Below are 15,377 nucleotides of genomic sequence, written 5' to 3' on the forward strand. Positions count from 1 at the left end.
GGCCGAGACCGTCACATCTTGAACGAGGCGAATTCATCGCCATCGTCCACCTCGACCTGCTCATCAGTCAAACCGCCAGTGTCCGGGGCGACCTCTATGCCGCCCAGCAGGCTCTGCCATGCAGCCCCCGGGTTCTGATCCAGCACAGCCAGCATGTTGATGAAGGCCGTGATGGTCGTACGCGGCGTTCGGAAATACGTGTCGCCGATGCGTTTGGAGCAGTGCTCCATGAAGCTGAAGATGCCTTGGTCCGGGACGAGAAACTTGTCAGCGTCGCCGAGGGCGTAGACGGAGCGAATCTTCTGCAACAGGACGTAGAAATCCTCAGGCGTGAGACTCGACAGGCGCACCACCGGTCCGCTGAAGTCGACCAGGCCATCTGAGGCAAAGGTGTTCTGCGCAAGCCGACTCTGCAAGGCGGGATAGCTATAGAGTCCGCGCCGGGTATCCAGCAGAAACTCCGGCGTTCCGCCCAGAACAAATCCAAGGCCCACGGCCGTGCCCTGTAGCGAGTCGTTGAGGATGCGCAGGATCTGTTCGTAGTTCGCATTGCGGGCCTGCGTGTTGGCCAGTTTGTAGAGATTGACCAGTTCATCCAAACCAACCAGCAGGCCCGCGAAACCGGCCAGCCGCACGAAGCGCGCCATAAGCTTCAGTTGGTCATAGACCTCGGAATCGTCGACGATGCTTCGTACGCCGAGCGCCTGCCTCGCATCGGTCTTGGTGGCGAACTCCCCCCGCAGCCATCGGATGGCATCGGACTTGAGCTTCTCGTTACCCTCCTCATGGCCACGACAGTAAGCCGCAATGACGTCCGCGAAGTCGTAGCCGTTCACCAGTTCGGTTAGTTGTTCGAGCTGCTGGCGCAAGACCGCCTCGGTCGATTGGCCGGACGCCTTGGCCTGCGTCTTGGCCGTGGCGATGAATTTCTCGACGATGCCCGCAAGCGCACCCCCATCCGGCTTCGTTCGGGTCGACAGGTTGCGCATGAGTTCGGCATAGAGCGAGCGGGCCTGGCCACCGCTGGCGTGAAGACGCCGGTCCGGGTTCAGATCAGCCGTGGCCACCACGAGCTTCTTCTCCAGCGCCACGGCACGCACCAGGTTCAGGAAGAAGGTCTTGCCCGCGCCGTACTCGCCAATGACGACACGGAATGCCGAGCCCCCATCGGCGATGCGGGCGATGTCGGCCACCAGCGTCTCGATTTCCCGGACACGGCCGACCTGGATCAGGTGCTGTCCGCTGCGGGGCACGACACCTGCGCGCAACGATTGGAGGACCGCGTCGCGGTCTCTAGGGCGGATCGGTGCATTCATGCTTCCAACTTCTCCAACAGTTCAGGGTTCACGGTCACGACCTCCTCGCCCTCTGTAAACGGTATGTCGTGCAGATCGAAGGCCGCCTCGTTGAGGGCTTCGATGGCACCGTCGAGCATCAGGTCCAGATCTGCAGCGGCATCGTCGAGTTCATCCTTTGTCCACACCGGCCGCGACAGCAGCAGGCGTGCGAGCGCGCTGTGCGCTTCATCCAGGCCGAGCAGTCCCGGTGATGTCGCCCCAGCATCGCCTTCAGGTTCGGGTTCGACGAATACCGTCTCGGGTGGATTTTCTTCCTTGAAGATTCCCGACAGCAGAGCCGATACGGCTTCGGTATCCTTCTGCAGAGCAGCAATGCGCGCGGGATCAAGCTTGAATCCGGCTTCCTCCGACTCCACGGCAACCGTCGCCGTTGGTTTCGCACCTGCAGCTGCGGCATGCACGTCGGAAAACACCTTCTTGGATTCGACGCCAAGGGCCTTGTAGACCTTCTCCAGCATCTTCACTTCCGTCGGCGAGACTTCTCCATCGGACTGTGCGACCGTGGCCATGAAGGCAGCAATAGTCTCCTTGGCGCCAATATCCAGCGGTTCCAACTTCTTGCGCAGAGCGGTCAGCGATGCTGGCGTCGCCATCAGCAGGCGCAGGTGTGCCAGAAGCCTACGGATATGGTTCGGAGTGAGGTGAGCCCAGGACTGCACCTGTGCCCGGAGATGCCCCATTTCCTGGGCACTGAACTCGCCATCGGCGGCAGCAACGGCCGATGCCAAGTCCAAAGTCAGTATGGCGACTTGGTAAGCCGGTGTGGAGCGGCTGGCGACCTCTCCTGGTGGCACGGAGAACAGCACGACCTTCTCGTGGGGCTTGGGCAGCTTGGCTCCAGCCAGGACATCGGGCTCGATGCCGATGTTCAAGGATTCGAGCGCTCGCGCCAGCGCCAGCGTCCGGTCCCGCGTCAGGGTCGTCTTGGCATCCAGACTGCCAAGCAGTTCCTGGAACGACATGGCAATCATTCCCTCACCCATACGCGCCTTCAGGCCATGCAATGCCTTCTGGGTACTTTCGGGCCACAGCGTGGCAGGCAATTGCAGCAGCCCCTCCAGCGCATGCCTGCCATCCGGATTCCGCCCCACATAGCGGCTGAACGGCTCCAGCGCTTTCGTGGCCTCCTCGACAACCTGGCGCAGCTTGTTGATGGGTGCAGTAAGCACGGTGACGTCGGGCGTGTCCCCAAAAGACAGGCTCAAATCCTTGTACCCGCGAAATCCGGCGGAGGCCGGTCGGTGAACCAGCTTGATCTTGGTCTTGTTCCTGGGAAGAACCAAGCCCTCTCCAAACGTCTCGCGGTATCTGGATACGAAGAGCTTGTCGAACTCCTCCGCGCAACGCGTTGCCGGTGTTCGCAGGTAGTTGGTCGGATCCAGCTTGGCCCAGGCCAGTGCCAGTTGCGCAGGCACAGGCATGCCATCGACCGCCGCCTGGCCGAGGGCGACACGGATGTAGAGCGGCAGTTCGTAGGTCTTGGGAAAACTCGGGATGGGCTTGAGATAGGCCTTCTCGGGGTGCTCTGCCAAAGAGACCCAATCGAGCAGCGAACCCGCGTAGCTTCGGAATGAACCCGACTTGTCGCCATAGATGTCCAATAGCCGGCGCAGCTCCGACGCAATCACGGGCCAATCGGCCTTGGCCCCCTCGTCCTTCGAGGCATCCAGAATGGCGCGGCGCTCCAACCCGTAGAAGAAGATGAAGACATATCCCACATCGGCCTCGGGATCCTGCCTTCCGCCTGCCAGCCAATTCAGATAGGCGCGCCGGGCGGAAGGCGAAATTTCCGAGTAACTCGGCCAGTAGCCCATCTGCCGCTCTGTGTAGTCGCCCGTGGACGCGACGGATTTCGACGGATCGATGAGGCTCGGATCATTGCCACCCGTGGGAATAGGCAGCGACGTGCCGATGTAAACGAGGCCACCGGTAATTGAGACGCCCCCGACCTCAACCGCCTCTCCTGCAGCAATCCAGGCACCAGGACCGAAGCGGTTGGGCGCTGCCGGGAGGCGAAACGACGGCGTGGCAGGCACTGGACTGACCGCAACCGGTACAGGTTGTTCATCCTCAAGGAGTCGGCTTGCCGCGCGCGAACTGACCGCCGGGCTAGGCGCAACCTGTGCGCGCCTCTCGGGAAGCGGGTCAGTGCGAGCAGGACGCGCAGCTTCCTGAGGTACCTCATGCGCACCGCCTTTGGATTTGAGATAGAGATAGATACCGACGCCGATGGCGGCGAACACCCCAACCCCGATCCAGACCTCGCGCGGAATGGCGGCCAACACCACCAGCAGCCCCACGACGACTGCACCGATGCCCCCTCCCGCTCCTGATTTCTTTCGCCTGGCCATAGCTTGCTCACTCCTTCCCCGGCAAACAATTGTTACAGCATTGTGCATGGCAACCGAAATCGGTTCAGCCTTGAGTATCCGCACGCCACATATGGCGAGGCATTGCCGGAGAGAAAGCGAAAGACCCGTTGCCCTCAATGCGAGAACACGAGGGGCTTTGAATGACGTGTTATCCAGTCGGCGCCGTAGTCGCCCCAATTGCACGGCCGGTCACAGAAACTCTCAATACAGCCCTACGTAGTGCAGCCCGCAAGCCGCTGCAGGGCATGCAGCTATGCCATGCCAAGCAGAGGACACGGCGCCGGCCATTGGATCGCATGCTCAACCGCCGGCATTCAGTGTTGCAGAATGTAGCCCAATGACCTGAAGGATTCTGACCGCCGATGACAAAATTCCTGAACACCAGTGCGACAAACTACTTTCTTGAAGAACTGATCAAGGGAGCCACCGACCGCCTGATCCTGATCAGCCCGTTCCTGAAACTGAACGACCGCATGAAGGAACTGCTGGCGGACAAGAACCGCTTAAAGATCGATGTAAGGATCGTCTATGGCAAGAGCGAATTGCAGCCACAGGAAATCGAATGGCTTCGCGGCCTGACCTTTGTCCGAACCAGCTTTTGCAAGAACCTGCATGCCAAGTGCTACCTTAGCGAGACCATGTGCATCATCACGAGCCTGAACCTGTACGAGTTCAGCCAGGTGAACAATAACGAGATGGGCATCCTGATTGAACGTGCCGAGGATGCGCAGCTCTACAGAGACGCTTACGACGAGGCCCAGCGCATCATCCGCATCAGCGATGAGGTTCGTATTTCGATGGAGCGCGTATCAAACCCGAACCAGACTTCGGTCGAGGGTTCGACGGATGCGGCGGATGGGGAGCCCGCAACGGGTGGAAAGCTCACTTCCTCGAAGATCGCACACAAGCGTGGCTGGAAGACGGCCCAGTTGCTCGAACGCGCGACAACTATGGGCTACCTTGCGCTTGACGGCGACCGCCACGTCCTGACGGCAGCGGGAACGCAGGCCGGCCTTGAGTTTGTTCCCAAGTCCCGATTTGGCCCCTACTTTCTCTGGCCTGAGGACATCAATCTCAGCTGAATCCCCGGCTGGTGCCGGGTTGTCGCACCTGCCGGTCTGAGCGGACAACCCTGGCTCTCTGAACTCCTGCGACTGGCCGATTGCAGGCAATGCATCGTCGGCGGTCTGGCGGCGGTGAGATGAAACAAGACCCCTCAGGCGGCAGCGAACCTTGCGCAGCAAGGGTAGCGTGAGGGTCACTTTTCATTGCAAGACCTTATTTATCGCGCACCGCATCGGCCAGCGCCGCCCAGGCCTTGAGCGTCAGCGCATGCGTGAAGGCCGCGCCCGCCACCGGGTGCGATGACAGCTTGACCACCACCATCTGCGCGGCCGGGTTCACGTGGATGAACTGGCCGTGAATGCCGGCGGCCTCATAGGCGCCATCGGCGTTGTGTAGTACCCACCATTGGTTGCGGTAGCTGTAGCCGGGCCGCGCGGCCTGGATGCCGCGGAACTTGAACTGCTCGCGGTCGCCGCCGCGCGCAATGTCGTCCAGTACCGCCTTGTCGAAGATCTTGTGGCCGTTGAAGCTGCCGCCCAGGCGCAGCATCTCGCCCACGCGCGCCAGGTCACGCGCCGTGGCGTTCAGGCCCGCGCCCTGCAGCGGCGTGCCGGTGCTGTCCACCATCACATAGGCGTCTTCCTGCATGCCCAGCTTCTGCCAGATGTTCTCGCTCATGAGATCGCTCCAGCGCCGGCCCGTGACGCGCGAGACGATCCAGCCCAGCACCTCGGAATGCACGGTGCGGTAGACAAAGCCCTCGCCATGCGTGCCTTCCTTGGGCAGCGTCTTGAGGAAGTCGTACACATTGGTCGGCCCCGCGTAGCCGGGCGGACGCGGCAGCATGCCCGAGGCCCAGGAGTAGCCGAAGATCTCGGTCCTGGGGTCGGTGTAGTCCTCGCGAAAGCGCACGGCGCCCGTCATGTCCATGACCTGGCGCACCGTCATGTCGCCCCAGGCAGAGCCTTCCAGCTCGGGCACGTATTTCGTGACCAGGGCCTGGGGGTCGATGCGCCCGTCGTGGGCCAGTTGCGCGGCCATCAGGCCGGTGAACGATTTGGTGACCGAGAACAGCAGGTGGGGCGAGCTGGCCTGCATCTGGTTCTGGTAGCGCTCGAAGACCACCCGCCCCTTGTGCAGCACCACGATGGCATCGGTATAGGTGCGGTCCAGCCACTGGTCCACGGTGATGGGCTGGCCCTTGTCGTCGTCAAAGCGCAGGCCGCCCAGGGCCATGGGCGCTTCGGGTAGTGCCGAGGGCGCCGCCGCGCCGCGCCGGATGTTCTGCGTGGGCTGGATTTCGCGCAGGTGCTGCACCACCCAGCGCAGCTGTGGATAGCGGTAGCCGTTGGACACGTCCACGCGCTTGTCGGCGGCCGGCGGAAAGCCCTGCATCAGCCCCAGTTGCTCCAGGCGCACGCTGTCGGGCGGCGGCAGCGCGGGCGCTGCGGGGGCCTGTGCCTGGGCCGCCACCCAGCCGGGCAATAGCACCAGCAGGGCCATGGCATGCCGGGAACGCCGAAAGAGCGGACTGACCATCGTTGTCTCCTTGGTTTTTGGAAACGGCCAGTCTTGCAGAAAGCCCTCGGCCGGTCACGGGTGTTCGCCCACCCGCAGGCCGCAAGGCTGTCGTCTGCGCGACGAAGGTTTTAGTGGGGCATTCAGCGGCGCATCAAGGCCGCATCGCACCAGCGCTGCGCCACGGCCGGAGAAGTGGTGCAGACCGTGTCGTGCGTCACCGTGGTCACGGCGCGCTCCAGCAGCTGGATGTCGGCCTCGTGCTGGCGCGCCACATGCGGGTCCTCGAAGAAGATCACGCGCTGGCAGCGGCGGTCCAGCACCAGGTCGGCGATCTGCGCATCGCCGCCCAGCGGGCCGCTGTTGTAGCGGTCCACCCAGGGCCGGTCCTCGGGCCAGCCACGGCTCCAGGCCATTTCGTTGAGGCGCTGGCCCGTGGTGCCCGTGCCCACGCGCCGGCCAAAGCGCGACAGCAGCTCGAAGTTGCGCGCCGCGAAATCCAGCATGGTGGGCTTGAGCGCATCGTGGGCGATCAGCGCCAGCGTCTGCTGTGCGTAGTCGTGAAAGCGCTGCGCACCGGCATCCTTGGGCAGACCTGCCTGGATGCGCTCCATCTCGACCCAGTCCCGCGCCGAGGCCACGGTGGACAGGAAGGGCTTGCCATGGATCACGCACTGGCGCTTGAGCGCCACGGCCTCGGGAAAGATGGAGGACGGATCCACCGGGTCGGTGAAATAGATGGCCCCGTCGATGGTGCGCTCGTCACCTTCCACGCCCACCACCTCGGCCACCAGTTTCATCAGCCCGCCTTCGCGGCCATAGGGATAGCGGCGCAGGCCCCGGTAGGACGCCAGCATGCCGGCCGCCTGGATGGCATCGAAGGTGCGGCCCACGGCATGCAGGCCCAGCTGCAGTTCGCGGATGCCGGACTCGCAGGCGCGCAGCCAGCCGAACAGTGCGGCATCCTCGGTTTGGTGGTGGATTCGGTTGGCGGCCAGGCCCAGGCGTATCGGCATACAGGTTCACTCATCAACAGTGGGGAGAGGCCCGTGCAGCCAGGACAGACTGCGGACCAGCGGCAAGAATAGCGCCAATCCATGACAGCGCCGGCCGGCACGGCAGCGGCGCTGAACTTTTGGCCGGCCCGTGCATCCATTGTTGCGTCATGCCCTCACTGCTTTCCCACCTGTGGCCCCGACGGCGCCTGCACCGGCTCACGGCAGCGCTGGGCGTGGCCGCGCTGCTGGCGGCCAGCGGCTGCTCCGTGCTGGACACCAAGCAGCGCGAATGGATCTTCCAGCCCAGCGACCGCAGCTGGCCCGGCGCCAACACGGCCGGCATGGAAGATGTCTGGATCGACATGCCAACGCAGGACGGCGCCCGCCTGCATGCGCTGTGGCTGCCCCAGCCGGCCACGGCCGGCAACGCCCCCGTGCTGCTGTACCTGCATGGCGCGCGCTGGAACGTTGCCGGCTCCTCGCCGCGCATCCGGCGGCTGCACGAGCTGGGCTTTTCGGTGCTGGCTATCGACTACCGGGGCTTTGGCAAGAGCAGCGCCGGCCTGCCGTCCGAGGAATCGGCCGCCGAGGATGCCCGCGCCGGCTGGGACTGGCTGGGCCGGCACGCTCCGGACCGGCCGCGCTTCATCTTCGGCCATTCGCTGGGCGGCGCCATCGCCATCGACCTGGCGCGCAGCGTCCAGGATGAGGCCGGCGTCATGGTCGAGGCCACCTTCACCAGCATTCCCGACGTGGTCCGCAGCTTCCGCTGGGGCTGGCTGCCCGTGGGGCCGCTGATCACGCAGCGCTTTGCCTCCATCGACAAGGTGGCCGGCATAGGCTCGCCGCTGCTGGTCGTGCACGGCAGCGCCGATCCGCTGATCCCCGCCACGCTGGGCCGCCAGCTGTTCGACGCGGCCAGCGAGCCCAAGCGCTTCGTGCTCATCGAAGGCGGCAACCACCACAACACCCAGTCGCGCGCCATGGAGCAATACCGGCAGGCGCTGGACGAGCTGTTCGGGCTGCGCCTGCTCGCACAGGCGCCCACCGCGCCTGCAAGCCCGCGCTGAGCGGCGCAGCCTGCGCCGCCTTCCGCGCTACGGGCAGCTTGCCGCGTTCTGCGAGATCACGGCACGCAACTGCCGCGTGGTGGTGCTGTCATCCGGGCCCAGGGTGTTGCGCGTGTAGCGGCAGCCATAGGTCGGCGCGGCCACCGTGGCGGCCGTCTGCACATCGTCACCGCCCGGCCTGGCGCCGCCCTGCTCCCACTGCACCATGGCATCGAAGGCCTCCACCTGCTCGGCCACGGTGAAGTCGCAGTGCGATGCGCCGCGGATGGCGCGCTGCACCAGCCAACGGTCCTTGCCCTTGTCGGCCACGCGTCGCTGGTAGATCTGCTGCATGCTGAACGGCACATACAGGTCGCCCAGCGTGTGCAGCGTCACCACGGGAATGCCGATGTCGCCTGGGCTCACGGGAATCCAGCGCAGGCCGTCGCGGCGCAGCCGGTTGGCATCGGGCGCGGCCGTGCGCTTTTGCGCGGCGGCATTGAGCGCGGCCGAGGCCGCTGCATCCCCATCGATGCGGTAGGTGAAGCGGTTGGTATCGGTCACGTTGCGGTTCAGGATGCCGTTGACCGAGCCGTCGCTGCCGAACACGCCCCAGACCGGAGCGAACGAGCCGCCCACGGCCACACCCAGGTCGAACAGCGGGCGCGGACCGCCCGTGAGATTCTGGATCACCGACAGATAGGCGCGGCCCGTCGCGGTAGGTGCAGACGGGAAGGTCGTGAACAGGGCCGATGTCACCTTGCCCTGGATGGCCGCCCAGTCGGTGACGGCATGCTGGGCCTCGCCCGCCAGGGCCTGGGCAGTGACCTGGGCCGCCGCGAAGTAGTCGAACAGCTGGGTATCGCCCATCACACCGCACATGGGCACGGCGCCCTGGTAGCGCACCTTGTTGCGGGCCGTTGATTGGGCTTCGGCCTCGATGGCCGCCGCCGTGACATGGCCGCCCATGGAATGGCCGGTGATGTACAGGCGCTGCGGCTGCGCCAGCGGCCGGCCGTGGGATGCGGCCAGGCGGTTGAAGGCCAGCGCCAGCGCATTCGTGTCCTCCACGCCGGCGCGCACGTCGTAGTAGTTCTTGCTGTAGCTGGACGCCGCCCAGGCATAGCCGTTCTGGATCAGGTACCGGCGTATGGACGGGTTGGTGACGTTGAGCGCACTGCCCTCGCCCGCATAGCCGTGGGCATACATCACCAGGCGGCCATTCCAGTTGGCCGGCACCTCGATGCGGTAGGCCGCGCCTTCCAGCACACCGGCCCAGCGGCTGGTGCTGGCGTTGTCGACCACATCACCCGAAGCGGCGGCCAGCGCGTCGAAGCTGGTGGCCGAAGGATTGGCCGGCGCAAAGCTGCGGCTGTCCTGTGCCCGCGTCTCCTCGGGCGCATCACCGTCCCCCCCGCCGCAGGCCGCAAGGCCCGTGGCCGCCAGCAGACCGAGATACTTCCAACGATTCCAACGCAGGGCTCGCATAAGACTGTCTCCTTGGGATGAAGGTTTGAAGGGGAACGCGCGCAAAAAATCCGTTTCAAGGGGGAGTGCCGACGCAGCCTATGCCAGACAACTGGCCCGCCATGCGGGTAGGAACCCGCAAGCAGGGGCTGCCGGCTGTCACCCAGATGACTGTCGCCTTGCGCTAACATCCGCGCTTGCGGTGCAGGCCGCACCCGGACCTGCGGGAAGGGTTGAACCCACCTGTATGCGCCTCTCGGCGTTTTTCTCTTGCCACATGCCTTTGTGCGCCAAGCTGCAGGTCATTGGCCTTCGTGCACGGAGGTATCCCTGTGAAACGCATCCCCGCCCGGCCCGACATGGGCCATCTCAAGAAGCAGGCCAAGCAACTGCTGGCCGCCTATCGCGCAGGCTCGGCCCAGGCCATGGAGCAATTGCGCGCCCACCTGCCCGCTGCCCGGGGCCGCACGGATGAAGCGCTGGCCGCCATGGACCTGCGGCTGCACGACGCCCAGTCCGCCGTGGCGCGCGAGCACGGTTTCGCCTCATGGAGCGAGCTGTCAGGCTACGTCGAGGCATGCCAGCGCCTGGCGGCGGACCCCGAGACATCCCGGCTGCACTGGCTGGCCCTGGTCTATGCCGGCGATGTGGCGGGCGGCACGCACCGCGCGCAGCCCGCGCTGGCCCGGCGCCTGCTGGACGAGCGGCCGGAGCTGCCGGGCAATGATCCCTGGATGGCCTGCGCCATCGGCAACCTGGCCGCGCTGCGCGAAGCCACGCACAGAGATCCCGGCTGGCTGCAGCGCGCAGGCGGGCCGCTGGGACTGCCGCCGCTGGTGGCCGTCACGCACTCGTGCCTGCTGCGCCTGCCCGAGTTCGCCGAGCCGCTGCGCGCCTGCGCGCGCTGGCTGCTGGACGCGGGCGCCGACCCGCTGCAGACCGTGGGCAATCGCTGGCCGCCGGCCTCGCTGCAGGCGCCCTCCGAGACCGAGCGGCTGTCAGCACTCTATGGCGCAGCAGGCCAGAACCATGATGCGCAACTGACGCAGATGCTGCTGCAGGCCGGGGCCGACCCCAACGACGGCGAATCGCTCTACCACTCTCTGGAAGGCACGCCGGCCAGCCGCGAATGCACGCGGCTGCTGCTGCAGGCGGGCGCGCGTGTGGAGGGCAGCAATGCCCTGTTCCGCGTGCTGGACCTGGACGATGAGCAGGCCCTGCGCCTGCTGCTGGACCACGGAGCCGATCCGAACGAGGACAACGGCCAGGGCGAATGGGGCCGCCCGCTGCTGTGGGCCATACGCCGGCTGCGCTCGCCCGCCCACGTGCAGGCCTTGCTGGATGCAGGAGCCGACCCGGCCACCCGCACACCGCAAGGCCTGGGCGCCGCCTGCCTGGCACGGCGCTTTGGCCTGGCCGACGTGGCCGTCCTGCTGGAACAGGCCACGGGCGCTGAACCCGCCACGCCCGAAGAACAGTTCGTTGCCGCCTGCGCCATGGGCGACCGGGCCCAGGCCGGAGGGCTTCTCGCGTCCCACCCGGGTCTGCTGCAAGGACTGTCTCACGAGCAGCTGCGCATGCTGCCCGAACTGGCAGCCCTGGGCCGCATGGAGGCCGTGCGCTGCATGGTGGAACTGGGCTGGCCCATCGCTGCGCGCGGCGGCGACTGGGATGCATCCGCACTGAACCAGGCCGTTTTCCGTGGCGATGCCGACATGGCGCGCTTCCTGCTGGAGCACGGCGCACAGTGGACCGAACGCCACGCCTATGGCGACAACTGCGCAGGCACCCTGTGCTGGGCATCGCTGAACCGGCCCGAATCCACGGAACCCGGCGGCGGCGACTGGCTGGGCTGCGCCCAGGCCCTGCTGGACCACGGTATGCCCATGGCCCGGCCCGACCCCGAAGTACCCGGCTGCGTGCTCATCGACGGCAACCGGCAGCGGTATCCGGACGAGATCACGGATTTGCTGCTAGGGGTTGACGCGGACTAGGTCCGCCCGACCCGAAAACCCGTCCTGCCGGCTGGCCCGGCAGGATTCAGCTGCAGTGCCTGCATGGGTCAGAACAGATCAAACCGGCTCATGTAGGCATCGCATGCCAGCAGCCACGCATGTTCATCATTGGACCCCGAAGGCGGCGGGCCGATGAAGTTGTTGAGCCGGGATCTGGCGCGCAAAGGCTTGAGCAGGCGTGCCGCCTCGCCAAAGGCGGGCAGCGTCAGCCCCTGGTCCATATCCCCCAGTCCTGGGAAATCTCCTGCCCGTATCCCCAGACAGTTGCCTACATCCCCAGCCGAAAGATACTGGCTGGCCTGAACCTGCTTGCGCACCGCATCCCGACCACCCAGCTTTTCCAGCAAGGCATCACTCACAAAACTCAGCCAGTTGATGCTGTACATGGCGTTGTTGAAGTCATGGCTCATCAGCGCAAGACTGCCCAGGGCATTCAAACCCGGGAAACGCTGCAGGTAGGGATACAGTATTTGCTGCCCTTTGCCGTCGGGTCCGATATTGCGTTCTTCCACTGCGGGCATGACGCCCCAACCTGCAATCGCCCAATAGGGCTGCATCAACTCCACAATCTGGGTGGTGAGGCGGCCCACATTGCGCTCTGGCGGTTGATCCATAATCCACCACGCGGGAAATGCCATGCGAATGAAAGACATGGCCGGGCCCTTTTTTATCGACCCATATCTCTCACGATACCAAATACCTTCATCATTCTCAATACGGCAATAAAGGCGAAAGTCTTGCGCATTATTCTCCCACACCTCAGGAGGATTTGGCTTACCCGAAGCCATATGAAATATCAGGGCATAACCTTTTGGGTTATCAAAGCTTTTCTGCTTCTTTGCAGCCAACTTTCTTTGTGCTATCGCGCTGGTCAGCATGGCAGGCATTCCGTCGTACCAATAAACCAGTTTCTCCTTCCCTACAGCCTCACAAAAAAGTTCCACCACTTCCCATGCACGCTCACGCACGGCCAATGAATCCCCGTCATGGAACACCATCTCGATCGTCCAGCCTGCTCTTGCACAAATACGTCCAAATTGATTCTGCAATACCAGCGCCTTGAGAATATCCATCGTCGCCACGGTGGCTTTTTGAAGTTCTCTGGTGCTCAAAGGTTTGTTGAAGTCTTTTGCCATATCCATCCTCCATATTTCACTCAATCCAATCCATCAACTTCAGAATGACAACCCGAGGAATCTCGCCAGTGCGCTCCCTACCGCACCAACACCTCGCAGTGCCCTCCCCAGTGCGGATGCACTGGCCGCAGCCCCGACGGCCGCCGCCGTATCCTTGTTCACCCGCTCTGCCAAAGAGATGGCCTTTTCCCTGTTGGCCTGCCATCGCGCTGCCTGGTTCAACACGCCTTCGTTCGCACTTTCTCCATCGCTGTCGCAAGCGCAGCTTCCGGCGTCCAAGGCATCCTTGAGAAACTTGTCTTCAAAAATATGTGAATAGGCCTGATGCTGTGTCCTGCCGTCTGTCCCTTCCGCATTGGAAAAGCCATCCCCCGGAAACTTCATCTCATAGACCCGCTGCACGTTGTCCAGCACAGGCGGAAGGCGCGGGTTCTTCACCACGACCACATCCGGAATGCGCGAGCCCGCAGGCCGGCTGCGCGTGGGGCGCACGGGCTCGTTGCGCGACATGACAGGTGCTCTGTTCAGGTACGGCACTTCCTGCTTGTAGTAGCCCCGGTAGCCTTCAAACCCATCGGCCTGCATGACCACGCCGGCCACGCAGCGCTGGCCCAGGCCGCCGGTCATGCAGCAGCAAAACAGCTCGCACAGCGCCCTGCGGTCCAGTTCGTTGTCGAAGTCCCGGGTGCCGCATACCTTGTTGAAGCCAACAAGCACGACAGCCTTGCACAGGTCCCTGGACCGCTTCAGGCGATTGAGGGCAATGAAGGCGGGAACCAGTTGCCCGCAGCTCATGTATCCGAGCGGATGGCCGGTGGCCGCTCCACTGCCCCATTCAACTCGTGGAAACGCCCTGCGCGGCTCAATGGCGCATGGATGTCTATCCTGAATGTCATTGGCTCCTTCGCCTGTGAAAGGCGCTCCCTTCCTTCTGAAAGGAAAATAATAGGAGCAATGAATTGGGCTCGTAAATCCTATTTTCCAGAGTTTTCCAGGACTGAGCTGCCCGCAATTGGCAGCGGTCTCCTCTGAAAACTGGCAGAAAAAAGCCTAGGACAAGCAATGGCCAGAAAGCCTGTTTCAGGCGCCGCTCTCGCCTGTCACTCGGCAATCACCTCCTGCTGCAGGTCAAAGCCCCTGCGCTCCCGCACGCTCGTGCAGCCAGCGCCGCAGCACAAATCCCAGCCACAGCGCCGTGAACACGGCCGCGCCAAAGACCCAGCCCGACAGCGCGCCCGCCATGCTGCCCGACAGCAGCGTGCCAATGGTGCAGCCCAGCCCCGTCATGGCGCCCCAGCCCAGCAAGGCGCCACCGGCCAGGCCGCGAGCCGCATCGCGCCAGGTGGGGCGGCGTGGCGTCCACTGGCGGCTGGCCACGGCGGCGCCCCAGGCGCCGGCCACCAAGCCCAGCAGCAGCACGGCATGGGGCGTGAGCAGGCTGTTGAGCACGGCCGTGGCGCATCCGCCCAGGGTGTCCAGGCCGTGCAGGCGCTCGGGCACCCAGCCGCCTGCCTGGGCCCAGCCACGCACGGTGCTGCCCAGCGTGGTGGTCACGCCCAGCGGCCGCATGCGCACGATGGCGGCGGCCGCGATCAGGCCCACGGCCAGGCCGCCCAGCGCGGCGTTCCAGCGGCCTTGCCACAGTGACATCCACAGCTGGCGCAGGCCCGGTGGCTGCGCCGGTTCTGCCGCAGGCCGGGGCCGTGCGCGGCCCGAGCGCCCATGAATGCGCCAGACCCAGGCCGCCAGCAGGCCCAGCACGGCCAGTTGCAGCGCCAGCGCGCCGCCATAGCCCAGATGGGCCGGCAGCCAGATGACGGGTGCATCGGCAATGGCCAGGCTGTACAGCGGGTTCCAACTGCGAAACCCCAGCACGAAGCCCAGGCCCGTGCCGACCAGGGCAAAGGGCGCCACGGGCGAGCCCTCGCCCAGCCGGTACCAGTGGGCACTGATGCACGAGCCCGAGACCGACATGCCCGCGCCAAAGGCCAGGCCCGCAAGGACCAGCACCCAGCTCACGGGGCCTATGTGCATATCGGGCGGCAACTGGCCCGGCTGGGGCACGGCCACCCAGCTGCCCAGCACCACGGTCATGCCCGCCGAGCCCACGGCCAGCGCCAGCAGGATGGAGAGCACGCCGCGCGGGTCGCCGAACTCGAACCAGTCGCGCGCATGGCAGTAAAAGCAAAAGCGCGAGCGCTGCAGCACCAGCCCCAGCAGCAGGCCCAGCGCCAGCGCAAAGACCAGGGTGCGCCCGCCGCCTTGCAGCTGCAGCTGCGCCGCCACAGGCCAGGCTGCGGCCAGCACGGCGGCCAGGGGCAGCCATCTGGTCCAGTCCCTTGCCCTGTGCCTGCCATTCACGTTCTGCGTGTGCTCACCGGTCACGCTTGTCATTGCTG

11 protein-coding genes are annotated in these 15,377 nt (G+C 65.0%); 3 read left to right on the top strand and 8 right to left on the bottom strand.

Annotated features, from left to right (window positions below; translation table 11 throughout):
* Positions 1-11: 11 nt before the first annotated feature.
* On the bottom strand, positions 12-1,316 hold the full coding sequence (locus ACF8NF_RS01690; RefSeq protein ID WP_392449970.1) for an ATP-binding protein: 1,305 nt from the start codon (positions 1,314-1,316) through the stop codon (positions 12-14).
* Positions 1,313-3,757: a TerB N-terminal domain-containing protein gene (locus ACF8NF_RS01695; RefSeq protein ID WP_392449972.1), complete on the bottom strand. Its 2,445-nt coding sequence runs from the start codon at positions 3,755-3,757 to the stop codon at positions 1,313-1,315. Before ACF8NF_RS01695 ends, ACF8NF_RS01690 begins: the two co-directional genes overlap by 4 nt.
* Before the next feature lie 335 nt (positions 3,758-4,092).
* On the opposite strand from ACF8NF_RS01695, the gene ACF8NF_RS01700 reads away from it, so the two are divergent.
* The gene (locus ACF8NF_RS01700; RefSeq protein ID WP_012206943.1) at positions 4,093-4,812 is read left to right on the top strand and encodes a phospholipase D family protein; all 720 of its coding nucleotides are present in this window, start codon (positions 4,093-4,095) and stop codon (positions 4,810-4,812) included.
* A gap of 196 nt (positions 4,813-5,008) precedes the next feature.
* Here ACF8NF_RS01700 and ACF8NF_RS01705 read toward each other — a convergent pair whose 3' ends face one another.
* Both ACF8NF_RS01705 and ACF8NF_RS01710 read right to left on the bottom strand, forming a co-directional pair.
* Positions 5,009-6,334, bottom strand: a complete 1,326-nt coding sequence (locus ACF8NF_RS01705; RefSeq protein ID WP_392449973.1) for a serine hydrolase domain-containing protein — start codon at positions 6,332-6,334, stop codon at positions 5,009-5,011.
* Between the two features lie 122 nt (positions 6,335-6,456).
* Positions 6,457-7,329, bottom strand: a complete 873-nt coding sequence (locus ACF8NF_RS01710) for a methylglyoxal synthase (protein WP_016447679.1) — start codon at positions 7,327-7,329, stop codon at positions 6,457-6,459.
* Positions 7,330-7,478: 149 nt separating this feature from the next.
* On the opposite strand from ACF8NF_RS01710, the gene ACF8NF_RS01715 reads away from it, so the two are divergent.
* Complete coding sequence (locus ACF8NF_RS01715) at positions 7,479-8,381, top strand: alpha/beta hydrolase (RefSeq protein ID WP_017406694.1); 903 nt, start codon at positions 7,479-7,481, stop codon at positions 8,379-8,381.
* A 27-nt stretch (positions 8,382-8,408) separates the two neighbouring features.
* Here ACF8NF_RS01715 and ACF8NF_RS01720 read toward each other — a convergent pair whose 3' ends face one another.
* Complete coding sequence (locus ACF8NF_RS01720; protein WP_016451225.1) at positions 8,409-9,848, bottom strand: S9 family peptidase; 1,440 nt, start codon at positions 9,846-9,848, stop codon at positions 8,409-8,411.
* Positions 9,849-10,159: 311 nt separating this feature from the next.
* Here ACF8NF_RS01720 and ACF8NF_RS01725 point away from each other — a divergent pair, with 311 nt between their 5' ends.
* Positions 10,160-11,821, top strand: a complete 1,662-nt coding sequence (locus ACF8NF_RS01725) for an ankyrin repeat domain-containing protein (RefSeq protein ID WP_277848846.1) — start codon at positions 10,160-10,162, stop codon at positions 11,819-11,821.
* 68 nt (positions 11,822-11,889) lie between these two features.
* On the opposite strand, the gene ACF8NF_RS01730 is transcribed toward ACF8NF_RS01725, so the two are convergent.
* The 3 genes from ACF8NF_RS01730 to ACF8NF_RS01740 form a co-directional block, all read right to left on the bottom strand.
* The gene (locus ACF8NF_RS01730) at positions 11,890-12,978 is read right to left on the bottom strand and encodes a type VI immunity family protein (protein WP_034363844.1); all 1,089 of its coding nucleotides are present in this window, start codon (positions 12,976-12,978) and stop codon (positions 11,890-11,892) included.
* A gap of 39 nt (positions 12,979-13,017) precedes the next feature.
* On the bottom strand, positions 13,018-13,773 hold the full coding sequence (locus ACF8NF_RS01735) for a hypothetical protein (RefSeq protein ID WP_016451222.1): 756 nt from the start codon (positions 13,771-13,773) through the stop codon (positions 13,018-13,020).
* A gap of 333 nt (positions 13,774-14,106) precedes the next feature.
* Positions 14,107-15,372 carry a YeeE/YedE family protein gene (locus ACF8NF_RS01740; protein WP_310041017.1) on the bottom strand — a complete coding sequence of 422 codons (1,266 nt, stop codon included), beginning with the start codon at positions 15,370-15,372 and terminating at the stop codon, positions 14,107-14,109.
* Positions 15,373-15,377 lie beyond the last annotated feature (5 nt).

The sequence above is a fragment of the Delftia sp. WSY_22 genome, assembly GCF_043104185.1.
Lineage (GTDB): Bacteria > Pseudomonadota > Gammaproteobacteria > Burkholderiales > Burkholderiaceae_C > Comamonas > Comamonas tsuruhatensis.